General features: G+C 41.4%; 18 protein-coding genes and 1 pseudogene. 5 read left to right on the top strand and 14 right to left on the bottom strand.

What is annotated here, in order from left to right:
- Positions 1–131 precede the first annotated feature (131 nt).
- Both FIU21_RS13015 and FIU21_RS13010 read right to left on the bottom strand, forming a co-directional pair.
- On the bottom strand, positions 132–614 hold the full coding sequence (locus FIU21_RS13015; protein ID WP_036885765.1) for an energy transducer TonB: 483 nt from the start codon (positions 612–614) through the stop codon (positions 132–134).
- Between the two features lie 12 nt (positions 615–626).
- On the bottom strand, positions 627–1,091 hold the full coding sequence (locus tag FIU21_RS13010; protein WP_004358684.1) for an energy transducer TonB: 465 nt from the start codon (positions 1,089–1,091) through the stop codon (positions 627–629).
- 409 nt (positions 1,092–1,500) lie between these two features.
- On the opposite strand from FIU21_RS13010, the gene FIU21_RS13005 reads away from it, so the two are divergent.
- The 4 genes and pseudogenes from FIU21_RS13005 to FIU21_RS12990 all read left to right on the top strand — a co-directional run bounded on the left by FIU21_RS13005 (position 1,501) and on the right by FIU21_RS12990 (position 6,661).
- Entirely contained in the window at positions 1,501–2,727 is a 1,227-nt protein-coding gene (locus FIU21_RS13005; protein WP_004358685.1) for a hypothetical protein, read from the top strand.
- A gap of 60 nt (positions 2,728–2,787) precedes the next feature.
- A pseudogene (locus tag FIU21_RS13000) lies at positions 2,788–4,977 on the top strand (alpha-galactosidase).
- Between the two features lie 117 nt (positions 4,978–5,094).
- The gene (locus tag FIU21_RS12995; RefSeq protein ID WP_004358687.1) at positions 5,095–5,817 is read left to right on the top strand and encodes a hypothetical protein; all 723 of its coding nucleotides are present in this window, start codon (positions 5,095–5,097) and stop codon (positions 5,815–5,817) included.
- Between the two features lie 37 nt (positions 5,818–5,854).
- The gene (locus FIU21_RS12990; RefSeq protein WP_004358689.1) at positions 5,855–6,661 is read left to right on the top strand and encodes a PoNe immunity protein domain-containing protein; all 807 of its coding nucleotides are present in this window, start codon (positions 5,855–5,857) and stop codon (positions 6,659–6,661) included.
- A gap of 330 nt (positions 6,662–6,991) precedes the next feature.
- Here the strand turns inward: FIU21_RS12990 and FIU21_RS12985 are convergent, their stop codons facing one another.
- The 5 genes from FIU21_RS12985 to rnhB all read right to left on the bottom strand — a co-directional run bounded on the left by FIU21_RS12985 (position 6,992) and on the right by rnhB (position 16,161).
- Positions 6,992–8,233 carry an SGNH/GDSL hydrolase family protein gene (locus FIU21_RS12985; protein WP_036885709.1) on the bottom strand — a complete coding sequence of 414 codons (1,242 nt, stop codon included), beginning with the start codon at positions 8,231–8,233 and terminating at the stop codon, positions 6,992–6,994.
- Positions 8,234–8,363: 130 nt separating this feature from the next.
- Positions 8,364–9,284 (bottom strand): helix-turn-helix transcriptional regulator, encoded by a 921-nt coding sequence (locus FIU21_RS12980; RefSeq protein WP_004358693.1) that lies wholly within the window; start codon positions 9,282–9,284, stop codon positions 8,364–8,366.
- 421 nt (positions 9,285–9,705) lie between these two features.
- Entirely contained in the window at positions 9,706–11,325 is a 1,620-nt protein-coding gene (locus FIU21_RS12975; RefSeq protein ID WP_004358695.1) for a RagB/SusD family nutrient uptake outer membrane protein, read from the bottom strand.
- Positions 11,326–11,352: 27 nt separating this feature from the next.
- Positions 11,353–14,538 carry a SusC/RagA family TonB-linked outer membrane protein gene (locus FIU21_RS12970; protein ID WP_004358697.1) on the bottom strand — a complete coding sequence of 1,062 codons (3,186 nt, stop codon included), beginning with the start codon at positions 14,536–14,538 and terminating at the stop codon, positions 11,353–11,355.
- A 1,020-nt stretch (positions 14,539–15,558) separates the two neighbouring features.
- A complete protein-coding gene (gene rnhB, locus FIU21_RS12965; RefSeq protein WP_004358699.1) occupies positions 15,559–16,161 on the bottom strand; it encodes a ribonuclease HII in 603 nt (200 codons plus the stop codon).
- A 167-nt stretch (positions 16,162–16,328) separates the two neighbouring features.
- Here rnhB and FIU21_RS12960 point away from each other — a divergent pair, with 167 nt between their 5' ends.
- Complete coding sequence (locus tag FIU21_RS12960) at positions 16,329–16,610, top strand: hypothetical protein (protein ID WP_004358701.1); 282 nt, start codon at positions 16,329–16,331, stop codon at positions 16,608–16,610.
- 95 nt (positions 16,611–16,705) lie between these two features.
- On the opposite strand, the gene FIU21_RS12955 is transcribed toward FIU21_RS12960, so the two are convergent.
- The 7 genes from FIU21_RS12955 to nusA all read right to left on the bottom strand — a co-directional run bounded on the left by FIU21_RS12955 (position 16,706) and on the right by nusA (position 26,699).
- Positions 16,706–17,923: an aminotransferase class V-fold PLP-dependent enzyme gene (locus FIU21_RS12955; protein WP_004358703.1), complete on the bottom strand. Its 1,218-nt coding sequence runs from the start codon at positions 17,921–17,923 to the stop codon at positions 16,706–16,708.
- A gap of 84 nt (positions 17,924–18,007) precedes the next feature.
- Positions 18,008–19,351, bottom strand: coding sequence for a Fe-S cluster assembly protein SufD (sufD, locus tag FIU21_RS12950; protein WP_004358706.1), 1,344 nt, complete (start codon positions 19,349–19,351; stop codon positions 18,008–18,010).
- Positions 19,352–19,450: 99 nt separating this feature from the next.
- On the bottom strand, positions 19,451–20,209 hold the full coding sequence (gene sufC / locus FIU21_RS12945) for a Fe-S cluster assembly ATPase SufC (protein WP_004358708.1): 759 nt from the start codon (positions 20,207–20,209) through the stop codon (positions 19,451–19,453).
- Between the two features lie 12 nt (positions 20,210–20,221).
- Positions 20,222–20,626, bottom strand: coding sequence for a hypothetical protein (locus FIU21_RS12940; RefSeq protein ID WP_036885710.1), 405 nt, complete (start codon positions 20,624–20,626; stop codon positions 20,222–20,224).
- 18 nt (positions 20,627–20,644) lie between these two features.
- The gene (gene sufB / locus FIU21_RS12935) at positions 20,645–22,090 is read right to left on the bottom strand and encodes a Fe-S cluster assembly protein SufB (RefSeq protein WP_036885711.1); all 1,446 of its coding nucleotides are present in this window, start codon (positions 22,088–22,090) and stop codon (positions 20,645–20,647) included.
- Between the two features lie 352 nt (positions 22,091–22,442).
- Positions 22,443–25,298, bottom strand: coding sequence for a translation initiation factor IF-2 (gene infB, locus FIU21_RS12930; RefSeq protein WP_036885712.1), 2,856 nt, complete (start codon positions 25,296–25,298; stop codon positions 22,443–22,445).
- 135 nt (positions 25,299–25,433) lie between these two features.
- Complete coding sequence (nusA, locus tag FIU21_RS12925; protein WP_004358716.1) at positions 25,434–26,699, bottom strand: transcription termination factor NusA; 1,266 nt, start codon at positions 26,697–26,699, stop codon at positions 25,434–25,436.
- Between the last annotated feature and the right edge of the window lie 4 nt (positions 26,700–26,703).

The raw sequence follows: 26,703 nt of genomic DNA, 5'->3' as shown, positions 1-26,703 counted from the left end.
GCGCACATGTGGTGCTAAGCGTCAACACGAAATGTGTTAAGGGTCAACACCAAATGTGCTAAGGGTTTATAGCGATATTGATAACGATAAAACGGCTTACAAAAGGTGATGACAACACGAGCAATTTGGGCTTATAATAATCTGAAGGTGACAGGTACAAGTTGCCAAACTCCTTGCTTCGGTCGTCTTTCCCACTTCCATGCAGGCATAAGTTTAAGTACTCTGAGTGCCTCTCGGTCAAGGTATGGGTCTACAGAACGCATAACCCTAAACAGGCAGCAACAACCTGAAGGGGTCACAAAGAACTTTATTATGACTCTTCCCGAAACTGAGTTTTCTGCCAATTCAGGAGGATACTGAAGATGTACCGCTATAAATTCTAAGATATCACCAGGGAACGAAGGTTTCAATCCCTCGACAGTTTCGAACATCTTTGCACCTAAGGTATCCACATTCAAGGTGTCATTACAAGGTTCAAAAGCTGGTTCCGCACAATAAGGCTGCTCTATTTGTTCCTTTTTCTTCGGTTTCATCGTTCTTTTCTGCTTCTGTGCATCGATATTACCAACGACTACAAAACTTAAAAATAGAACTAAAAACAGTTTCTTTATCATAACCATGAACTTTTATTGTTGAACATTTTGTTTCTTAAAAGAAACTGGCAAGACATACCAAGTACCACCCTTAGCCGTTGAATCCACATTCCACTTCGGCATTAACTTCAATACCCTTAACGCCTCTGTATCAAAAGCAGGACTCAACGAACGAAGTATCTTGAACTGAGAACAAGTGCCGTCACGTTCTATATAAAACTTAACAATCACCTTTCCTTCAACCTTTTTGTTCTTACGACCAGCTGGCCATACAAGGTGAGCACGAAGGAATTGTTGGATATTACCTGGGAAAGATGGCATTGGAGGAAACCAACAATCAAATATTTTATGCCTTTCGTTTTTTACTTCTAAGGTATCGATTGTATCTTTCCGAACCTCATTTTCATAAGATTTCATCGACATCTTTTCCTGTTGAGCATTTACAGTTGCTGCCATACAGATACTAAGTGACATTGCTAACAAAATTCGCTTCATCATATAAACCTTTTGATTTATTCCCCTTTACAGTTATTTAACGCTGCCTTTCGAGAGATTATTATAAACAAACTCTTCACTTTGAAGAGTCTTGTGAACATTCTTAAAGTAAAACCTGCGCCAACGCTTAAACGCAATCACGCCGCCGCAGGTTTATGAATTGCAGATGACATATATTGGAACTTATTGTCGATGCAAAGGTAAAGAAGAATATAATGCAATGCAATAGCCCCATTAGAGTTGACACATGTAAAACAAGTTAACATTTGACTATCAATAATTTACAACTAACAACTTCACTTCTTTGACACAATAAAGCTTATAAAAGTTCCCTCGTTTTCGCACTTTACCAAGCTTTAAGATATCTTTTCGTCCCCTTTCCTCCCATCCTAATTTGGCAATACGCAGTAGAATGTGTATCTTTGCAAATATGAAGAAAAGACCGATTTTATTACTGATTACTCTTTTGACTTTGCTTTCATGCAGCCAAAGAAAACTACCTAACTATCCTGCAACAGACGAAGGAATCACTCGGATGAGGCTCGATAGTGCTGCTTTCTTCATGGCTAAACATGACACAAGGAATGCGATGTATCAGCTAAAATCGGCAGAAAAGCACCTTTTCAACGTAACGGAAGACTCTTTGAAGTTTGCTACATACTATCGTATTGCTCTATTGAATGCCCAAAATGGTGCTTATAAATTGGCACTTGACTACTTCGCCCATACTGCTCGCTATGCGAATGATAGTAAGAAGAGCCACAGGTTGACGGATATTTACCTCGGTAAAGCCTCTGTTTTCAACCAAATCGGACAACGTGACTCTGCCCTGCTGTACGTAAAGAAGGCTGAAGCCTTCAAGCCTCGTATTCGTAAAGACCAAGAGCAGAGTATTAATCAATTAAGAACACGCATTGAAAAACGTCAGATTTTATCGGTTTCACCGGAGAAAGATATTGAGATTGTACAGATACAAGACCGCTATGAAGTAGCTATCGCACAACGTAAAGCCTTGCAACTTCAACTCTATATAGCTTATCTTGTTATCATCTTGATACTCCTTACATCTGGTATCGTTGTATGGTTCCGCCGTCGTATGCGCCAACAGCTACATACCTATCGCAGACAACAAGAGATGACAGAGCAGAATATTCAGCAGTTACTCCGACGAAAAGATGCAACGATAGATGAGATGAAGGCTGAAGTTGACAGTAAAATCAATGAGTTAGAACAGCTGAAACAGAAGACTCCTACACATAACGGAGATACAAAAACAGCCGATTCCATCGAACAAACTAAGTTGGGAATAGACGCGCTCTATACCATTCTAAAAGGTGGAAATATCTCACAGATGGGTAAACGTGAACAGCAGGCTCTCAACGCTATTATGCCTAACTTCGACTACGACCTTGCCTATATCCTCAATAATCCCCGCTATGCGTTCACTCCTAAGGAGACATTCTACTATATAATGGAACACAACGGGATGACCGACGAGCAGAAAGCCGATGCCTTCTGTTGTACGTCACAAGCCATCAGATCGATTAAAAGTAGAATGAAAAAGAAGATGGAAAAGTCACAAGAAGAACTTCCTGAAGCAGACTTAGAACTCGAAGAAGAAGATAACACCGCACAATAAACGCACAGTAACTGCAAGTACATACAGATTGTAAAGAATAAAACAAGAACCAATACACAGATGAAAAAGCTATTATTACTATTCGTCTGCGCTATCCTAAGCCTCTGCGTAGGAGCTGCTGACAAGCAATCTATCCGAATTAATACGGATAACATTGACCTTATTCTGCAGGTTTCACCTAAAAACAGACTCTATCAAGTCTACTTTGGTGAGAAACTAAACAGTACTGCCGACTTCAATCACTTTAACTGGAATATCTATGCTGGCTCTGATGGTAGCTATAGTATGCGTGGACGTGAGGTTTATCCAGGCTCTGGTGGTGAGGATATGTTTGAACCTGCAGTCGCCATTACCCATGCTGATGGCAACCAGACCACTTATTTATATTATCAAAATAGTACACAGAAAACTGTTCCGGGTGGAACAGAAACCATCATACAATTGGCTGATGATAAGTATGCTGTGCTGGTAACGCTTCACTATGTAGCATATTCAAAGGAGAATGTTATCAAGATGTGGAGTGAAATAAAGCATAATGAGAAGTCGCCCATCAAGCTCTGGCGTTATGCAAGTGGTATGCTCTATTTCAATAGTTCAAAGTATTTTCTCACCAACTATCACAGCGACTGGGCACGTGAAGGTCAGCCTGCTGTACAGCAGTTACAGTTTGGCAAGAAGATTGTGGACACGAAGCTCGGTACACGTGCTGCTGAACAGAGTGAGCCTTTCTTTGAACTTGGCTTCGACCAACCGGCACAAGAGAATCAAGGACGTGTGATGTTAGGTACGATTGGATGGACTGGTAACTTCAGTTTTACCTTTGAAATAGATAATGTCAACTGTCTCCGTGTCATCCCAGCTATCAACTCTTACGCTTCTAATTATAAGTTGAAAGTAGGCGAGACCTTCAAGACTCCAGAGTTTATCTTCACCTTGAGTGAGAATGGAACAGGGCAAGCAAGCCGTAACCTACAGAACTGGGCATGCAAATATCAGCTTTGGAATGGTGAAGGTAGTCGCATGACCCTTCTCAATAACTGGGAGAACACAGCCTTCGACTTCAATCAAGAGAAGCTTGCACAGCTGATGAAAGATGCCAAAGACTTAGGTGTCGACATGTTCCTCTTGGACGATGGTTGGTTTGCAAACAAATATCCACGCAAAGACGACCGTGCCGGATTAGGCGATTGGGAGCCAACTCGCACAAAACTGCCCGGTGGTATTCCTGCTTTAACCAAAGCAGCAGAGGAAGCAGGAGTAAAGTTCGGACTGTGGATTGAGCCAGAAATGGTTAATCCTAAGAGTGAACTCTACGAGAAACATCGGAATTGGGTGATTGAATTGCCTAATCGTGAGACTTATTATTACCGTCATCAATTAGTACTCGACCTCTCTAATCCTGAAGTGCAGGACTATGTATACAGCGTTGTAGACCGTCTAATGATAGAGAATCCGAACATTGTCTACTTCAAATGGGACTGCAACAGCCCTATTACCAATATCTATTCTCCTTATCAGAAAGCTAATCAAGGAAACCTCTATATTGAGTATGTACGTGGTCTTTATAAGGTACTCGACCGTATTCAGGCAAAGTATCCGAAACTTGAGATGATGCTCTGCTCTGGTGGTGGCGGTCGTTGCGACTATCAGGCATTGAAGTATTATGGTGAATTCTGGCCTTCTGATGACACAGATCCATACGAACGTCTCTATATACAATATAGTATGTCGAAGTTCTTCCCATCAAAGGCATTGGCTGCACACGTCACCAACTGGAACAGACGCACAAGTGTTAAGTTCAGAACAGACGTAGCAAGTTTGTGTAAATTAGGCTTCGACCTCGACTTAAAGACGATGAAACCGGAGGATTATAAGTTTGTACAGGAGGCTGTTGCCAACTGGAACCGTCTCAAAGATATCATCCTTGACGGAGAACTCTATCGTCTTGTTTCTCCTTAGGAAACCCAACATATGGCAGTAAACTATGTATCACAAGACAAGGCAAAGGCTGTACTCTTCGCTTACGACTTGCATCCACGTTACTCAGAGCCACAGCAGGCAGTGCGTCTTCAGGGACTTGATGCCAACCGCACTTACTTAGTGAAGGAAATCAACCTTATGCCTAACACAACTTCATCATTAACTTGTAATGGACAAAGGTATACAGGTGACTATTTGATGAAGGTAGGTTTGATGGTCCTCTCTGCCAACGAGGGTTCAAGTAGAGTACTCGAACTGACTGCAGAGTAAGCCTTTCTTATTCTTTAGATAGGTATTATTCCCATGCAGAGTAGAAATCTATAATCGCAATAATGTAAGTGTGTATGTGGCTTATCACGAATCATAATTATAAAAGAAGAATATTTAATGATGAGTAAGTTATCGGTAATTCTATGGTTATTATTGTTTGCGACAACATGTGTTGGGCAAGATAATTTAAGTAATAATAGTGACAAGGATACTTTAAGATATAAGCGATTTGATATTGAGGAGTATAAGAGGTTAGTAAGAAAAAATCCTACTGCTTATCGTATACGCAAAGAAGGAAAGTTGGGTGAGCTTATAGAGTTAAGTGATGAATACGTAAATAACTCCTTTGCTGGCTTTCGAGAGTCTCATACATATAGAGACTCTCCATACGAATATATCTATCTGTATAACACAGTGGGAAATATAACGGCATATTGTGCATATCTTTATCAAATGCCAGTAGGTAAAGGATATCAATTCGATGGTCATGGACATGAAGTAAAATGTGTAGATTATGATTTGCCTTATAAGTTTAGCATAGATTCATTAAAAGTAAAAATGTTGCACCAATATGGTATTAATCTCATGGATAAGAAGGAAGTATTTAGTGTAAGACGTTATGAAGAACGAGAGTACATTAAGCGACCGATTTATATAGTCTGTGCTCATTGGAAAGATAATCGGAATGACATTTATCTCATTGATGGGATTAATGGAGAAACATTATATACCCAGAAGGCTGTTGAAATAATTCGGGATGATTCTCCTACTGATTGGAAGAGTATAGAGGAATTATATCATGACTCTAAGAGTTACTCGTCAATACCAATGCAGCAATAATGTTATTGGGTTGTATTTCCTAATAAAAGAATAAGTTATGGGTATATTTGATTATTTCCTTAGCCATGCTAAACAGAAGCAAGATAAAGCTATTAGGGATAAAATAAAGAATAGGAAATTCTTTAGCAAGATGTTGATAGAAATCGCGAAAAATAAAGGTGAAACCGAGAGATTAATATTGGAAGCAAATACCAACAAAAGGTTAGATACCGTATACTTACATTGGTCATTAGGGGAACGGTACATCTCTGGAATAGAAATAAGGTATTCTATGGATGCGAATATGACGGAATTAAAACGAATATATTCAAATTCTTTGGAGTATTTTATAACGGGGCTTGCTATTGAAGACCCAATATATTTTGAAATCCTGAAACGAGTTTCGTTAGGTATTCTACTAAATGTTTCCTGTGCAGAGTTTCAGCAGCTTATTGATTATGTGGAACGGGTAGATAATCAGGCAAAGCCAGCTGATTGGACTCCAGACCTTTTACTCTGGTTTATGCTGAACTCTCGAATGGGCGAAGATAAGAAACAAACGCATGCAAACAAGCTTGCCTTCCCTAAATTGTATAAAGGGCTTTTCAAATTAACACAGTTGTCTGATGCGCAAGCAGCGAAGAAAGCTTTGATAGATTACATCAGGAAATGGTATAACTTGAACAAGGATGCCCCTTGGTATAATAATCATTTGAAAACAAGCTGTTATCGTGGTTATTGGGCTTGGGAGGTCGCAGCCGTAGCAAAGATACTGCAGATAGATGATTCCGACCTAAAGGATAATCCATATTATCCTTATGACATGGTACATTGGGAAGAAGACGATACAACTAACGATGAGTAATAATGATCAGATACTGCTTTCACCTTGTAATATACGAAGCAGTAGACTTTTCTAAATTAGGAAGTGATAGCATCTATTATGATCAGAATATAGTACATAATATTACAAAATAGTTTTATTTTCTTTTGCTGTCATATTTAACATTTCGTGTAAGTCCACTGTAAATTAACAACTTAGATGGATCTGATGGATAACAGATATGACAGGAAACTTTATTTATAGATTCTTGCTTTGCTATAGAAAGAGAATATCTATCATTCTAAAGTAGATTTTCATTTTCAGTAAGAATGATAGACATTATCGTATAGGAGTCGAACGATATGGATGCTATTACTTCCTTTCTGTCAATGGTCGTTGATTGGAAGGAGTTGATACATTCATCTCTTCGAGACTCTTGGCAGCATATTCTCCCATCATCTTATACCCTTTAGGGTTAGGATGTAACCAGTCACCAATCTGCCATTCTTTACGCAAACGGTCGGGTGATGACGGATCACGCATGAGTTCATCAAAGTCGATGAAACCGTCGATTTCATGGTTTGTTCTTATCCATTCGTTCACAGTCTTACGTGCTGCATCACGTGCCTCTGTAAAGTAACCTTTGCAGCCATTAAAAGGAGTTATCGTACCCATATAGACCTTCAAGCCACGTTGTCGAGCCTTCTCTATCATCACTTGATAGGCTTCTATCAACTGGCGAGCAGTTTCTTCTGGATTGGTTGACGTACCGATATCATTAATAGCCTCGAAGATGATTACTGCACGAAGTCCTCTTTGTCCCAAGATATCACGATCGAAACGCTCCTTTCCAGGCTGTCCTAAACCCACAGAGAGGATACGATTATCCCCAATACCAAGATTCAATACACCCGTTTTCGGACTCTTCGACTCATGTTCTCCATTCAGTACGGCAGACATAAAATCAGGCCAGCGGTCTTGTGCATTTGTAACACAACCCTTTCCATCGGTAATACTATTACCAAGGATAGCCACACTGGAAGCAGAGGCATCAAGAACATCAATAGCAGAAATATTAAACCAATGGTCCTCTTTGAAAGCTGTTGAGAAATCAGTATTAGCATTTGTCACACCACGTAATATATAAGATGTAGTACGCGAACCCATGTGAACAGTAGGTTCTTTTGGTGCTTTAAGATAGTTAATCGTAATTGACAAACGCTCCAATGGTTGTAAATCGAATTTCAACGCATCTGAAAAGGCAGCCTTACCAGCAGGTATCGTTACCCGACGTTTATTATTAAAACGGAGATACTTAGCTGAATTCTTCTGTATCTCTGACCCTTCTCCAGCCTTTGCAATATAAACACTGGTAATCTCAACAGGCTCAGAAGACAGTTCATTACTCAACTGCAAACGAATAACAGGCCCACCGATACTCACCTTCACAACCTGTCGTACGGAGCGATTCGTCATCTGGTTATTATAAGGCATAAAACCCTTATCGACTGTCTGTGGCGCACAAGCCCATGTACCTACCCAACGCTCTTGCTGTGCATAAGCGTTGAATGTGATAAAAAACAATAAAACGAATAAAATCTTACGTGTAAACATTGTCCTGAATTTTAAACCTCCCAAGCCTCTCGCACTACCTCTAACTAAAAGAGAACATATTTCTATTGATGAAAGGTTGATGATAAATAATGATGTTTTGTTATGAATAATAAAATAAAGAATGATTTTCCTACTTCTGCAATAGTTGGTTTGACGAATCAATAAGACTTTCTATTTCCGCTCTCAGATATGCCTTAAAACCATCACCCTCTATGATTTCTATATCTTTAAAGAGTCCGAGAACGAAACGACCTAAACCACGATAATCACATACTTCTATATCTAAAAGCCACGAGCCATCCGCATTCGGAGTAATATAATGCGCCCCTTGTGGGTATTCTTCCTTAAAGAGATTGTGGGATAACTGTCCTAAACGTAACTTCACACGATATCGTTCCTCACTACTAAACATAAAGATATCCGTAAACACCTGCCTATGCTTGTCTTCATGTAACCACGATGTATCTAATATCTCCACACTCGTCATGCGAGAAATCTTAAATGTCTTATTTTGTTTTGACACCAATTCATGACAGCGTACATCCTCATTATTATGCAATAAAAGGAAAGGCTCTACAAGACGATCCTTAACAGAATGACTATGTGGACTTGAATAACCAATTAACCGAACCGTCTTCTTCTCTACCATAGCCTTGCGTAACAGTTTTAAGTTACTCTCCATTTGGCGACGAATAGGCGACTCAGCTGACACAGAGAAATTATAAGAACTTTCTAACTTCTGCCTTAGCTGGTTCACCATCTCACTATCATTACCAGCCATTGTCAGTACACTATGTATCGTCTTCACATCCTTATCTGTAAACTGAATCGTTTGTAACAGCTGTGTGAAGAAAGGAGAGCGACGATCAATATGATAATAGCCCTGATTCTTAAATACGATAAAACCTGCATGCTTGATGAAGTCGAGTAGGTAATAGAAATTCCTACGCGACAAATTCATCCGCTCACACAGTTCTTCAACCGTATAATTGCGTCCATCAGACAATAGAATCAACAGTTCTAACTGTTTCTTTAGTTTATCAAACCTCATTCTTACAATGAATAGAAATATAATATATAACGCAGAAACAACACTTTTATTAACCTGTGCAACGTTTTTTATCTTTGGTCATAATCTAATATAACTTAGTCCACAAACATTTCCGTCTATAATAAGATTTTCTTCCAATATTGACAGATAAAGGCTCCTTGACAAACACAAGATTATTATGCTTTTTACAAGAATACTTTTATATTGATTTGCTGTCACTTTTAACATTTCACATAATACTACTGGTAACTAACAAGTTAGAAAAACACTTTATGTGACAGTAGTGACAGCAAAAATACAATAAAGAATAACTGCCATATCACTTGAAAAACCAAATGAGTCTAATAAAATATAGATAACATAAAAAAGGCAGAAAGAAACACGTTCTACCTGCCTTTTTATTATTATACCAAGCTATGGTTTACTCGTTATTCAAAAGATCATTATAGTCGATCTCGTTCTGTGGAACCACCCAAGTCCACTTATTTCCGTAGTCTACAGCGATTGTTTTTGCAACAGCTGCGTGTGCATTACCACCTTGAGCAAATGAGTGGCGAACAATAGGAATGTTCCAACGCTTGTAATCACTCCATGCAAAGCCTTCACCCCAAAGTTCAACCTCACGGTAATCCTTGATTTCATTAAAGAGATCAGTACCAGTCTTTGTACAGGTGTAGCTTGAGTTACGACCTGTGGTAGCATTCAGTTTTACCAATGCTGCCTGTGCATCAGCAGTGTTACCCAAGAAGTAATTAGCCTCAGCCTCGATAAGAACCATCTCACTTGAACGGATGAAAGGAACATAACTAACACCTGGCTGTGCAGTTACCCAGAACTTCATCTGCCCATCCAAATAGATATAACCAGAAGCGTAAGCTGCAGAGAGACCAGCAATCTGATGCTTTTTAACGATAGAGTCGGCCTGTGCCAAAACACCTTCATCACCCAAACCTATGATGCCATAGGTCTGATTTACCTGTGCATCTTTAGTAATATCAATGCTGCGGAACTTATCTGCAGTAATAAAGAGCTGCTTACGAGCATCGTTATTAGGGATACGAGTAATCAACTCATGACCAATAGTACCAGCACCAGTACTCTGCGTACTTGCATAGTGACCATTACAAGCACCCTGTACACCAAATGCCCAATACCAGTTCTGTTCACTTGCATCACCATAACTACCGAGAATCCACTCATCGTTTGGCTTATAAAAACCAGCTGCATATGCATCACCTGTCATCAAAGGACGGTTAATCTGTGCCAACTTAGCCTGTGCCAAAGCAGTAGCATAATCCTGACGAGTTAAAGCAGCACGTGCATAAACAGCATGGGCAGTATTAATATCAGGAATCCAACACTCGGCTGTTGAACGCATCACACCACTCTCAGTGAAGAGTGTAATCGCATCCTGACAGTCCTTATAAATCTGAGCATAAGTCTCAGCAAGCGTAGAAGCCTTCAAATGACCCGTAGAAGTGTCAAGGCGCAATGGCAATCCCTGAGAAGCACCATTGTTACTATCCTGCCAACGATAGCAGTAGTAATGTACTAACTTCTCATAAGCATATGCACGGAAAGTCAATGCCGAAGCCTTGATAAACTTCCTATCCGCATCAGAACCAGTGGCATTATCAATGTTAGCAAGGAGTGCATTTGCATTGTTAATAATCTGAAAATAGTATGCCCACGCATAAGAATCATACTTAGTAGTAGACCTATAGTGATAATCTTGGTTATGGATAGGTGCCCAACCAGAAGCATAACGGTTATAGTTATAATTCTGACTTGGAAGATTCTCATAGAGACGCATTATCGCATTTTCACCTGCGAATCCCTGACCATAGTAGTACTGCTGTACGGTCATCGACTTTGCTATACCATTCAAGGTGTTACGCGCATTGCTTGTATTAGCATATGCTGCAGAAGGCTCAGCCGACTCTGCTGGTGATACATTGAGATAATCACTGGAGCAAGATGCTGTCATTGCAGCTACAGCAAGTAAAGCCCCTGCGGTGAATTTATTTATTGAATATTTCATATTATTCCCTTTTTAAATTCTACAATATTAGAGATCGACTGTCAAACCGAAGTTGAACACACGTGCAGATACATAAGTATCGTCACTGTCACCATTAAAGCTATACTGTGGGTTCAAACCCTTACGACTTGTGAGTGTGAAGAGGTTCTCAACACCAGCCTTTACAGCAATACCACCAAGACCCCACTTTGTAACCAATGCCTTTGGTAAACGGTAAGTGAGCATGATATTCTTCATGATGAAATAAGAAGAACTTGTCAACCAACGGTCACTAAGCGCATTGTTATCAACACTTCCGTTGAAGTCAAGGATAGGTGTACCATTAGGGTCGATACGATTAGCAGATGTAGCTGTCATACCTGCAGGAACACCATTCCAAGAATTAAGTGCATCCTTATGAAGTGCAGATGCTGATGAAGCCGAACCAGTAGACATCAAAGCTCTATAAGAACCGTCCATGGTCTTACCACCAAGGCTATAAGTCATCAACATAGACAAGCTCAAGTCCTTCCAACGAAGGTTAGAACTGAATGAACCATAAACAGAAGGGAGTGCCGTACCCGCCCACTTACGGATTGCCTGAGCAGTAGATGTCGTGTACTTTGTTCCATTGATTTCAACAAGATTACCAGCAGCAGATGCAGTAGCTTCCAGCTTTGGATCAAGATCATAGAGAGACTTACCCGTCATCTGATCAACACCTACAAAGTGATAGGTGTACCACTCATAAGCAGAGTGACCCTCAGAATAGTTCTGCTGACCATGCAAGATATCTTCACCCTTAGGCAACTTAAGCACCTTATTCTTCAATGTAGTAGCATCCAAAGAGAGGTTCCATGTCCAATCCTTAGAACGTACAACATCACCACCTAACATGATTTCGAAGCCACGGTTAGAGATAGTACCGATATTCTGATACTGTGTAAGGTTCTGAATAGCATCATTAGCGAAGAAAGAACCTGCTGATAATGGGAAACGAACCTCGAAGAGCAAGTCCTTAGAACGCTTATCAAAATAACCCAAGCTGAAGTTCAAACGATCAAAGAGCGTACCCTCAACGCCAAAGTCGAAAGTCTGTGTTGTCTCCCACTTCAAGTCGAGAGCTGATAACTTCTGACGTACCAAAGCAGGGTTACCACCATTCTTAGTAATGTAATAAAGTGCCTGATAACCATAGAAATTAACAGCAGCATCGTTACCTACCTCACCATATGAAACACGAGCGCGTAAAGCATCAACCCACTTCACATCCTTCATGAAGTTTTCTTTCTTAATGTTCCAGTTTACACCAGCAGAGAAGAAGTTACCCCAACGCTTATCTTTATGGAACTTAGAAGAACCATCGCGACGGAGAGAGAAGTCAAAGAAGTACTTCTCATCATAGTTGTAACGCAGACGACCAAGATAAGACTCAGTTCTATAATCCTCAAAATAGCCTTCCGTATCAGAGTTTAATACGAAGTTACTCAACGCACGCAAACCTTCGATAGCTGCGTTTGTATTCATCACACGAGCATATTTATTGTTCCAGCTATAGTTCTCATGTCCGAGGAGAACGTCAACATGGTGAAGATCAAAGTTATGATCCCAGTTCAAGAGTTCCTGTCCTGTGTAGGAGATATACTGGTAAGAACGCTCAGTCAGACGACCATTGTTAGAAGCACCATCACCGATAACAGGGTTGTTATAGGTCTGACGATTTTCATTAGCATGGTTCAAGTCTACTTTTCCTGTCAAAGAGAAACCATATGGCAAACTGATTTTTGTATACAACAAACCATCCAATACGTTTCTACGTGTGCGGTCCATATCCATCGTCATCTCATAAGGGAGGTTACGGTTGTCAAGATACTCAGACGTAGTATCATACTGCTTGTTACCATTTGCATCCAAAGCATAAGTACCATCAGCATTATGCAAATAAACAGGATAAACCGGAGCCATGTAACGAGTTACATAGAATGGATTAGCATAGAAAGTTTCTTTAGCACTTGAATTATAGCTTCTTACAGAAGAAGTACCAGAGAGGTTCAAACCTAATTCGAGCCACTTGTTGGCTGTATATTGTGTATTAATACGACCAGTAAAACGCTCATAGCCTGAGTTCAAAGTATAACCCTGCTCATTCAGATAACCAGCAGAAGAATAGATATTATACTTATCACTTGCTACAGCTGCAGAGAGGTTATATTCCTGACGGTGACCAGTGCGCTCAACAGCCTTCTGCCAATCAAGATCATCATAACCAGCACGCATAGCAGCAGTCAACTTGCCATTTGCATCAAAGAGAGCATCATCGGCTCCATCATAGATATTACGCTTCACATAATCAGGCACCAAGTGCTGGGTTGCATAAGTTCCAGCTGCAGCATCTGTAGAAGCGATACCACCTGAGAGAGCATAATTCTTCATCGCCCTCCAAGAAGCCTCCATCCACTCATTCGGACCTAAACGGTCATACTCTGCAATACCACGTCTGTAGACACCCTGATCCATCTTCAAAGTAATGTTTGGCTTAGTAGTAAACTTAGCCTTCTTTGTTGTAATCAAGACAACGCCATTAGCCGCACGGTTACCATAGAGCGCTGCAGAAGAAGCGTCCTTCAAAACAGACATAGACTCGATGTCGCTTGGATTTAACTCAGCAATATTGCCTTCAAATGGAGTACCATCAACGATATAAAGAGGCTGATCAGCATCTTTAACTAACGTTCCCACACCACGAATGTGAATCTTTGGCGTAGTACCAGGCTCGCCATAAGAGTTATTTACCTGTACACCAGGGGCAGAACCTTCCAATGCACCCGTTACCGTAGTACTAATACGATTGGAGATTTTCTTAGAGTCTACAACAGCTACAGAACCCGTAATTGATTGACGCTTAGCAGTACCATAGGCAACAATTACGACCTCATCAAGGTTCTTGTCATCAGGGGTTAAGCTCACTTTCATGTTGTTTGTTGCAGTAACAGTCTTTGTTTTCATTCCAACATAAGACACAATCAACTTAACACCTGCAGGTGCTGAGAGACGGAACTTACCATCAACATCTGTTACAGTACCCGTCTGTGTACCAGACACGAGGATAGACGCACCTACTACAGGCTGTCCATCATCTGTAGAGACTACAGTTCCGCTAATCTCTGTTTGCGCCAGGGCTGTTCCTAAACTTAGGAATAAGCCGACTAAAAACATCATTAGTCTTTTTTCCATAAATTCTCTCTTTAATTAATATAATAAATAAACTATTTCAGACTCACACTATTAATACGTAAGGTATTACAAATTGCATACAATCAGGGTACAGATATTTTTTAACACTTCACAAAGATAGTGTACAGCTTTTAAAGTTCCAAGTGAAAATGAAATTTTAATTAATATTTTCACATTTATTAATGTTTCATTTTTACGAAACGACATATTATTGCATGAAAATAAATTAATTATTATTTATAACGGCACATAAAACAGCATATTGTAAGCACTACACTTCCATTCCTTATTAAAGATTAAAATATAATTAAGTATAGAGAGATAAAGTAACTTTAAAGCTAAATCTACCATTAAATCGTTATAACGATTATTAATATTACTCCAAACGAGCAATATCACCCGATTTTTAGAAGACGAAAATAACTTAACAAACCTGCTTACTAACAATAAAATAAGCCTTTTCTAATAATGAGTTGCGCACAGACAACTGACATATTACAAGGTGTTTAGCACTCCGCACCATCGGTGCTAAGACTTAACACGGTTGGTGCTGACCCTTCGCACCACATGTGCGCAACGACATATGTTTAGCCTCTAATGACTGATTGAGGTTCAAAAACAGAAAGAAAGAATCCTTATAGCATATTATAAGGTATAAAGAATATCTTTATTAGGGAATTGTTTACAAGACAACATAAACAATATATAAAATAATAAGAACTTAACCTTACATTTACAATGATAGAACTACAAAGAATGTAAAGTTATCCTATCGAAGGTATGTAAAGAAAAGTTACAAATCAAATCTTTGAGAAGGATGGTGTTAAAAACAGACTTCACTCAAATTGAATCATAAGACAAACCCCACTATAATATAGGTACCTAACAGATTGTAGGTTCTTATCAGCATCTTGTCTGTCTTTGTAACTTGATGTTAGTCCACTATGCTTGCGTTACAATGATAGACAAGGTGCTTGACTATACTACAATACCAGTTTAGAAACTTATACTCAATTAGGCTTAAAAGTCAAAAGAGAGTTGCCCATCACCCAACAGGTTGTAACTTTTGCGATGATAAGGTGTAATACCATATTCAAGAATAGCCTGACGATGCTTCTTCGTTGGATAACCCATGTTTGACTGCCAGTCGTACTGCGGATATTCCTCAGCCAAGGAGAGCATATAGTCGTCACGATAAGTCTTGGCAAGGATTGAGGCAGCTGCAATAGAAAGATACTTCCCATCTCCTTTAACTATGGTTGTTGAAGGTAGATCTTGGTAAGGCTTAAAACGATTACCATCAACGATAACCGCTTCTGGACGTACACTCAACTGGTCCAACGCTCGATGCATAGCCAAGAAAGAGGCGTTGAGAATATTTATCTTATCTATCTCTTCAGGCGTAACGATACCCACTGCCCATGCAATAGCATCTCGCTCAATTTCTTCACGAAGTGCATAACGCTTCTTTGCCGTCAGCTTCTTTGAGTCATTTAACAACTCATTCTGATAATCGGGTGGTAGGATAACGGCTGCAGCATAGACACTTCCAGCAAGGCATCCTCTGCCTGCTTCGTCGCAACCAGCCTCTATTAGGCCTTCATAATAATGACTTTTCAGCATAACTAATAGGTTTTAAAAGTTAAAGAACCTTTCGTTTTAATCTTATATAACAAATATTTTTTGAAGAGTGAACATTCCTTGCACGACACACAACTACTTTTGCAAACGTAAACCAAAGAATGTTTTACACATCATTTATATATAGCAACAATTAAAGAACAAAGAATATGAAAAAAGAATTGATTCTTACAGAGCGTAACGCATCATACAACGAGCTTAGTCGTTTCTTCACAGACGCAGCTGCATGGTTCCAAACTCCAGTGGAGTGGCTACGTAATTATTACAGCTCTGTCCTCGAACGGGAAGTGAGTAGCAAGCAGGCTTCCTATATCACGCAAGCTCAGTTGGCTTTAATTCTGACTATATTCCCGATTGTTTCATCATTACTATTGCAGGGTGTCTTCCTTACTTGGTTTGTCTTCAGCCTTTATAAGTGCAAGAAGGGATAAGGACCTCGGTATATACCTTGTATATCTGCAAGCAAACAGGCGTTCATAAGCGTAATGAAACGCATATAAACGCCTGTTTGAATCTACTTATTTCCTTAAAACATCATTGCAATACGCTTGATACCTGCTACCAAAGCATCCACTTCTTCACGAGTGTTATACAAACCGAAGGAGGCACGAACAGTACCAAGGATACCAAGACGATCCATCAAAGGTTGTGCACAATGATGACCTGTACGGACAGCAATACCTAACTGGTCGAGCAATGTACCAAGGTCCATGTGGTGAATATCACCGACATTAAAGCTGATAACGGCATCACCGCTGTCATTACGATGTCCATAGATGTGCATACCCTCTATCTCACGGAACTGCTGAAGGGCATAACGTGTGAGGTCCTGCTCGTGAGCAAGGATATTATCCATCCCCAAGGAAGTAACATAATCGAGGGCAGTTGCAAGTCCATGCGTTGCAATATAATCAGGTGTTCCAGCCTCAAACTTCAAAGGGGGGCGCTCGAAAGTTGTCTTCTCAAAGCTAACACGCTCTATCATCTCACCACCACCTTGATATGGAGGTAGTCGGTCGAGCCACTCTTCTTTACCATAAAGAACGCCCACACCTGTCGGACCATACACCTTATGACCACTAAAAGCGAGGAAGTCGCAATCTAAGTCTTGCACGTCAACGGCAAAGTGAGGAACGCTTTGCGCACCATCCACTACTACTGGCACACCGTGTTCATGGGCGATACGAATCATCTTCTTTACAGGATTGATGGTGCCAAGAACATTGCTGACCTGCGTTACACTAACAAGTTTTGTACGTTCGGTGAAGAGTTTCTCGTATTCTTCAAGCAGAAGTTCACCCTCATCGGTCATTGGAATAACCTTTAGCACAATTCCCTTGCGCTGTTCCTGCAACTGCCAAGGCACAATGTTTGAGTGATGCTCCATGGTAGAAACTATCACTTCATCACCCTCCTTCATACAACCTTCTACAAAACTGGAAGCAACGAGATTCAAACTCTCTGTCGTACCACGTGTGAAGACAATCTCAGTTGTTGAACGAGCATTGATAAACTTCCGCACTGTCTCACGTGCTGCCTCGTGCAAGTCGGTAGCCTGTTGTGACATCCAGTGTACACCACGGTGCACATTGGCATTTACATTGAGGTATTCTTCCTGCATAGCATCCAACACACAGAGCGGTTTCTGTGTGGTGGCACCATTGTCAAGATAAATCAGGGGTTTACTATAGACGGTGCGGGAGAGAATTGGGAAGGATTCCCGAACTTTCGTAATATCGTACATCTTTTATTGGGCTTTTGGGCTTATAAGGCTTATTGGGCTTATTGGGCTAATAAGGCTAATAAGCCCAATTAGCCTAATACCAAATTACTTACACAAATCGCAACCTTCACACTTATCAAGCTCACCACGGAAACGCTTCTCTACCAAATGGTGGAGACGGTCGCGCAATGGTTCAAGCTCCATCTTATCAATTACCTCATTGATAAAGGCAAACTCAAGGAGGAGCTTTGCTTCTTTCTTATCAATACCACGCTGCTGCATGTAGAAGAGCGCAGCATCATTAAGTTGTCCAACTGTTGAACCATGATTACACTGAACATCATCAGCATAAATCTCAAGCATTGGCTGGGTGAACATTCGGGCTGTCTTGCTGGCACAAAGGTTACGGTTATTCTCCTGTGAAAGCGTCTTCTGCGCACCCTTGCGAACAAGCACACGACCTGCGAAAGCACCAACTGCATTATCATCAAGTACGTACTTGTAAAGTTCGTTACTGGTGCAATGAGGTACTTGATGGTCGATAAGCGTATTGTTGTCAACATGCTGACTCTTATCAGCTATCACACAACCATTACAGAAACATTCGCTACCCTCTCCCTTGAAAACAAGGTCGAGCATATTGCGAGTAACTCCATTATGCAATGTAATGACATTGTGGCTTGCACGTGAATCACGCTGCTGCTCGATATATACATTCGACACGCGTACATTCTTTGCATGCGTTTCCTCAAGACAGTTCAACTCAAGATTGGCATTCGCTCCTACGTAGGCTTCGATTACCTGTGTAGCAAGGAAGTTACGGTCGTCAGCAGCATGATCACAGAAGAGGAACTGCGCCTTAGCACCTTCTTCAAGAACAATGAGTACTCGACGATTGACCATCAAGTCAACATCTGAACGAAGGATATTGATTACTTGTATGGTACGCTCAAGCTGTACATTCTTAGGCACATAGATAAAAAGACCATCTTGTGCAAGCATTGTATTCAAAGCTGTTATCGCATCAGCCTCAGTATTGGCAAGACGACCATAATACTTTGCAACCAACTCAGGACGCTCAGTTGCTACATGATTCAAGCTGTCAACAATGACACCATCATTAAGCTTTGCCTTTGGAAGTGACTTACTGTAGAACTGATCATTCACTATGAAATAAAGAGAAGTGCTGAGATTTGGAACATCGCACTTGAAGGTATCATAAGGATTAACAGGAATCTCAAGACGGTTGAGATTCAATCCATAATCAGGTTCAAAGAGCTTCTGCATATCCGTGTACTTATAGCGTTCCACCTTCTTGGTAGGAAAGCCCTGTCGACGGAAGTCTTCAAAAGCCTTATCGCGTACCTCATTGAGCACAGGTGCAGCATGCTCTTTGATGAGTTGCTGCGCCTCTGTATAGAGGTCTATATATTGTTTTTCGCTTTGCATTGTAATTTCTTTTTGGAGGTTTTATCTAAAGGATAGCGGGACTAATGCCACTCGTAATACTATTTTTATTAGAACTACAAGACACTCTTAAGCCACCGATTATTCCTCTGCGTCAACCTCTTCCTTAATCCAATCATATCCGCGCTGTTCTATCTCCTTTGCAAGTTCAGGACCTGCAGTCTTCACGATACGACCCTTATAAAGCACATGGATAACATCTGGCTTAATCATATCTAACAGACGTTCATAGTGCGTAATAACAATAGCTGAAGTCGTTTCATTGTGCATCTTATTTACACCCTCAGCCACGATACGCATAGCATCAACGTCAAGACCAGAGTCTGTCTCATCAAGAATACTAAGCTTTGGCTCCAACATTGCCATTTGGAAAATCTCGTTGCGCTTCTTCTCACCACCAGAGAAACCCTCGTTTACACTACGGCGAGAGAGTGTTGAGTCCATACCAACTAACTGGCGCTTCTCACGCATGAGTGCCATAAACTCTGCAGCCTTCATTGGCTCTAATCCCTCATAGGCACGCTTTGCATTGATAGCAGCCTTCATGAAGTTAGTCATACTTACGCCAGGTATCTCTACTGGATACTGGAAAGACAAGAAGAGTCCCTCATGAGAGCGGTCCTCAGGCTTCATCTCCAAGAGATTCTTGCCATTAAACAATGCCATACCATCAGTTACCTCATAGAGAGGATTACCTGTAAGTACTGCACTCAGTGTTGACTTACCAGAGCCATTAGGACCCATAATAGCATGAATCTCACCATCTTTAATTGTGAGGTTGATGCCTCTTAATATTTCTTTACCTGCGATGGTTGCATGCAGGTTTCTTACTTCTAACATATTATCTTTGCTTTAATTATCCTTCACTAAAAATGAATTAACAACATCTAACAACGTATCGAATATGAAATCAGAGAAGTGATACTCACCACGAGCCATCTTTTCGACTCTCTCTTGCTCTATTTGCTCTTCAAGGAGCGAAGACGAATAGGCATCTTTACCAAAGAAAGACTTTGATTTCTTCTTATAAGGTGGTAAGTTACCTATCATCTCCGAGCCCGTAACTGTACGATAGAGACGAGTGTCAAAGGGCTTGGGTGTATACGGTAACCCCATCACAGACTGGCATGTAATCGCTGTATCCTGCTTCACTTGCTCATCAATCAAATATTTCTGCCACGGCTTTATTTGCCATGACTGGGCTTGAAGCATTGTTGTTAGCAGCAAGCCAGACGTGATAAGAATGACCTTTCGCATGTTGTATATTCAGTTATATTATCCTACCGTTCCTTCAAGTGTTACAGAGAGTAGTTTTTGTGCCTCAACCGCAAACTCCATTGGAAGCTTATTGAGTACATCCTTAGCATATCCATTGACGATCAAACCAACAGCATCTTCAGTAGGAATACCACGCTGATTGCAATAGAAAAGCTGGTCTTCACTAATCTTAGAAGTAGTAGCCTCATGCTCTACAATGGCTGTATCATTGTGGATGTCCATATAAGGGAATGTGTGAGCACCGCAGTCAGAACCTAAGAGAAGAGAGTCACAACTTGAATAGTTGCGGGCGTTCTCAGCATTGGCTGTAGCACGTACCAAACCACGATAAGAGTTCTGACTATGACCAGCAGAGATACCCTTAGAGATGATTGTACTCTTGGTATTCTTACCCATGTGTATCATCTTCGTACCAGTATCAGCCTCTTGGTAGTTGTTTGTCACAGCAACAGAATAAAATTCTGCCTGTGAGTTATCACCCTTCAATACACAAGAAGGATATTTCCAAGTAATAGCCGAACCCGTCTCTACCTGTGTCCATGACAGCTTTGAGTTTACTCCACGTAGTTCGCCACGCTTTGTAACAAGGTTCAAGACACCACCCTTACCATTTTCATCACCTGGATACCAGTTCTGAACAGTAGAGTATTTTACTTCTGCATTGTCCAAGACAACGATTTCAACTACTGCTGCATGCAACTGATTCTCGTCACGCATAGGAGCAGTACAGCCCTCAAGATAGCTAACATACGAATCATCATCAGCTACAATCAATGTACGTTCAAACTGACCTGTATTAACCGCATTGATACGGAAATACGAACTAAGTTCCATTGGACAACGAACGCCCTTAGGGATATATACAAAGGAACCATCACTAAAGACCGCAGAGTTGAGTGCTGCAGAATAGTTGTCACGATAAGGAACAACACTACCAAGGTATTTACGCACCAAGTCTGGGTGTTCCTGAACCGCCTCACCGATAGAACAGAAGATAATCCCCTTCTCAGCCAACTGCTTCTTAAAGGTTGTCTTCACTGACACGGAGTCCATAATAGCATCAACTGCCGTACCACTCAAAGCAAGACGCTCTTCCAAAGGAATACCTAACTTATCGAAAGTCTTCTCTAACTCTGGATCAATCTCCTTGTTCTTAGGCTTCTTCGCCAATGGATCAGCATAATAGGAGATATCCTGTAGATGCAACTCTGGCAAATGCAAGTGTCCCCACGTTGGTATAGGGAGTGTCTGCCAGTAACGGAAAGCCTTCAAACGAAAATCGAGGAGCCACTCTGGTTCCCCTTTCTTCTGCGAAATAAGTCGAACGACATCTTCGTTCAGACCCTTCGGAATGACCTCCGTATGTACATCAGTCGTAAAGCCGAACTCATACTTCTGCTCTGCGACCTTCTTTACAAATTCATTATTCTTGTTCTCAGACATTTGTTTTTTGTGATTAAAGAGAGGGAGAATACTCAGGAGTCAAAAGAGTTAGAGGGAGTTAGAAGGGTTAAAGAGAATACTTACTTTTTCAGTATGCTTCGTTACCTCTAACGTTTAGCCCATCCAAATACACTATCTGTCTTTCCTATACCTATTGTTTGATTCATTTAAACCTATCGTTCCTATTCATCCAACAATAAGTTCTTAGTTTCCACCGACTCTATTCTCAATACTTATATACACTCTGTGAACATACAATATGTATGCCACAAAGACCAATGGCAACATTTGTTACCATGAAGAAAAAACCGTCTTTACTCCTTTAATGGAGAAAAGACGGTTTTTTATATTGTTACAATTTCTGTTCAACCTCAATCTCCGTGAAGGTTTCGATGATATCACCCACCTGTAAATCATTGTAATTGACAAGTGAAATACCACATTCAAGTCCTGTAGCGACCTCCTTCACATCGTCCTTATAACGCTTCAAAGCATCAATAGGAGCTGTATGGATAACGATTCCGTCACGGACTACGCGACCCTTATCCTTGCTGTGAACCTTACCTTCAGTAACCATACCACCGGCAACAGTTCCAACCTTGGAAATCTTGAAGACCTGTTTAACCTCAAACTGACCAGTGACAATCTCCTTCTTCACCTTGTCAAGCATACCCACCATCGTTGACTTAACATCGTCGATAGCATCATAGATGACAGAGTAAGTATTGATTTCTACACCCTCACGGTCAGCCAAACGGCGTGCATCAGCAGAAGGACGAACCTGGAAGCCGACGATAACAGCGTCTGAAGCTGATGCCAACATAACATCGTTCTCTGAAATCTGACCTACAGCCTTACTGATAACGTTAACATTAACCTTCTCAGTTGACAGTTTGATGAATGAGTCGGACAATGCCTCGATAGATCCATCAGTATCACCCTTCACAATGATATTCATCTCATGGAACTCACCACGAGCGATTCGGTGAGAGATATCAGACAGGGTAAGACGAGTCTGTGTACGCAAGCCTTGCTCACGCTGCAACTGCTCACGCTTGTTTGCTATCTCACGTGCCTCCTGCTCTGTCTCCATAACATGGAAGGTATCACCAGCTGTTGGTGCACCATTCAGACCGAGGATGATTGCAGGCTCTGCTGGTCCAGCACTTTCGATACGCTGGTTACGCTCATTGAACATAGCCTTGATACGACCCCATGAAGTACCAGCGATAACATTATCACCAATCTTCAATGTACCATTAGATACAAGAACCGTACTTACATAACCACGACCCTTATCAAGTGAAGACTCAATGATAGTACCTGTAGCCTTACGGTTAGGGTTAGCTTTGAGATCCATCATATCAGCCTCAAGAAGAACTTTATCAAGAAGTTCGTTCACTCCAATTCCCTTCTTAGCACTGATTTCCTGACACTGATACTTACCACCCCACTCTTCCACGAGCAGATTCATTTGTGACAAGTCTTCACGAATCTTATCAGGGTTAGCTCCTGGCTTATCAATCTTATTGATTGCAAAGACCATAGGAACACCTGCTGCCTGTGCATGAGCAATAGCCTCCTTAGTAGTAGGCATCACAGAGTCGTCTGCAGCAATGATGATAATCACAATATCAGTAACCTGTGCACCACGAGCACGCATAGCAGTAAATGCTTCGTGACCCGGAGTATCAAGGAAGGTAACCTTGCGTCCATTCTCAAGTGTCACACCATAAGCACCGATGTGCTGGGTAATACCACCTGCCTCACCAGCAATCACATTCGTATTACGGATATGGTCGAGCAAAGAAGTCTTACCATGGTCAACATGACCCATGACTGTCACGATTGGAGCACGTGATACGAGATCGTTCTCATCATCCTCCTCTTCACTAACAGCTTCCTGTACTTCAGCACTAACATACTCTGTCTTGAAGTCGAACTCATCAGCAACGAGGTTGATAGTCTCTGCATCAAGACGCTGGTTGATAGACACCATGATACCTACAGACATCAAGGTTGAGATGACATTTGTTACAGGAACATTCATCATTGTTGCCAACTCTGAAACAGTAACAAACTCTGTCAACTTCAATATCTTACTTTCCTTGCGCTCTGCCTTAGCCTCTGCATTCAGACGTTCTTGAACAGCATCACGCTTCTCTTTACGGTATTTAGCACCCTTCTTATTCTGACTCTTGCTTGTCAAACGTGCAAGTGTCTCCTTTACCTGGCGTGCTACAGCCTCATCATCAACCTCTAAAGGCTTCTGATTACGATTGCGGTTCTTCTTACCTGCATTCTTGTTGCCACCGCCATTATGGTTATTGCCTTTCTTACCATTTTGGTTCTGCTGCTGATTAGCGGCAGCATTGATATCAACACGTTCCTTGTTAATACGAACGCGTTTCTTCTTACCCTGACCATTACCCTGACCAGCTTTCTCTTCACGCTCTTTACGGCGTTCCTCCTTACTCTTCTTCTTAGGGCGGGTACTCTGGTTCAAAGTGCTGAGGTCAATCTTACCTAAGACATTCACCTTAGGTGTATTTAAGATTTTCTTCTCATTCTTGGTCTGGAACAAGCCATTATCTTTCTTCTCCTCTGTAGTAGCAGGTTCAGCTGGAGTATTAGTAGCTGCAGGTTCAGCCTGCACCTTAGGCTCAGCCTTTACCTCAGCCTTAGCTACAGGAGTTTCATTCTTTTTAGGTTCAGCCTTCACCTCAACAGGTTTCTCAACCTTTGGAGCAACAGGTTTAGCCTCTTCTTTATTTACAGCAGGCTTCTTGCTTGCATCATGTTTCTCTACCTTTTTCTTCTCCTCTGCAGGTTCTACGGCAGCAGCAGGGGTAGGTTTGTTCTCAACAGGAGCAGCAGCTTTCTTTGCAGCTGGCTTATTCAGCTGATCAAGGTCTATCTTTCCGACTGGTTTATACTGCTGACGCTCAGCCTTCATGACTGCTTCGCCTTTATGTTCTGCAGCGCTTTTCTTTTCTTTAGTCTTCTTCTGCAAAAGCTTAGCAGCGTCCTTCTTTACCTCCTTATCATTATTGAAGGCATCTACGAGAGCTTTATACTGACCCTCGCTTAGCTTGAAGTTAAGCTCGTTCTTCACCTCGCCTAACTCTGGCTTCTTCTCTAAGAACTCCACTGCCGTTTGGAGTCCTATATTCAATTCACGAATTGCTTTGTTTAATCTGATGCTCATTAACTTTATTTTTCGGTGTAGGGTGTTGGTTGTTGATATGCCTTTTGGTAGAGAGGGGTTCCGAACATGGAGTTGCTGAATAGTCACACCCGTTAGCTTTCAGTCAACAGCCATCACCCACCAACCAATCACCTTTTACTGTTCAAACTCTGATCTCAATACGTTCAACACGCTATCAACAGTCTCTACCTCCAAGTCTGCCTTTTCAATCAGCATCTCACGTGGAGCGTTGAGTACCTGGCGCGCTGTGTCAAGTCCGATACCCTTAATGGCATCGATAACCCACTGATCGATTTCATCAGAGAACTCATCCAAGTAAATATCCTCCTCTGCATTCTGTTCGTCAAGTTCACGGAATACGTCGATGGTATAACCTGTCAGCATACTTGCCAACTTGATGTTCATACCACCACGACCAATCGCAAGACTTACCTCCTCTGGCTGCAAGTAAACCTCAGCCTTCTTATTCTCCTCATCAACAGTCAAGCTGCTCACCTTTGCAGGAGCGAGCGCACGCTGAATAAAGAGTTTTGTATTTGCAGTCCAGTTGATAACGTCGAGATTCTCGTTGCAAAGTTCACGAACGATACCATGAACACGACTACCACGTACACCAACACAAGCGCCTACTGGGTCGATACGCTCATCAAAGCTCTCAACTGCAATCTTTGCACGCTCACCAGGCATACGAGCAATCTTACGAATAGCTATCAAACCATCATTGATTTCAGGCACCTCAGCCTCAAGCAGACGCTCAAGGAACTCTGGAGCAGTACGTGAGAGGATAATCTTTGGATTGTTATTCTCATTGTCAACACGATGAATCACCGCACGAACAGTCTCGCCCTTACGATACTGATCACGTGGAATCTGCTCACCCTTAGGGAGAATCAACTCATTATTCTCTTCGTCAACAAGCAGAACCTCACGCTTCCAAGTCTGATAAACCTCACCAGAGATAATCTGACCAACACGGTCCTTATACTTGTTATAGAGAGAGTCATGCTCCAGCTCAAGAATCTTAGAAGCCAATGTCTGACGAAGGTTCAAGATAGCACGGCGACCGAACTTATTGAAGTCAACTTCCTCACTTACATCCTCACCTACTTCATAGTCTGCCTCTATCTTACGTGCATCTGTAAGGCTTATTTCCTTATTCTCATCCTCAACCTCACCATCAGCCACAACCACACGGTTACGGTGAATCTCGAAGTCGCCCTTATCAGGGTTTACAATCACGTCGAAGTTTTCGTCACTACCAAAAATTTTAGCGAGTACATTGCGGAAGCTCTCCTCCAAAACGCTCACCAATGTAGTACGATCGATGCTCTTGGTGTCTTTAAACTCCTTGAAGGTCTCGATCATATTCGGACGTTCTTCTTCTATTTTTCTTGCTGCCATAGCT

The organism is Prevotella melaninogenica (assembly GCF_013267595.1).
Lineage (GTDB): Bacteria > Bacteroidota > Bacteroidia > Bacteroidales > Bacteroidaceae > Prevotella > Prevotella melaninogenica_D.
This window is presented reverse-complemented; position numbering and strand designations above follow the sequence as displayed.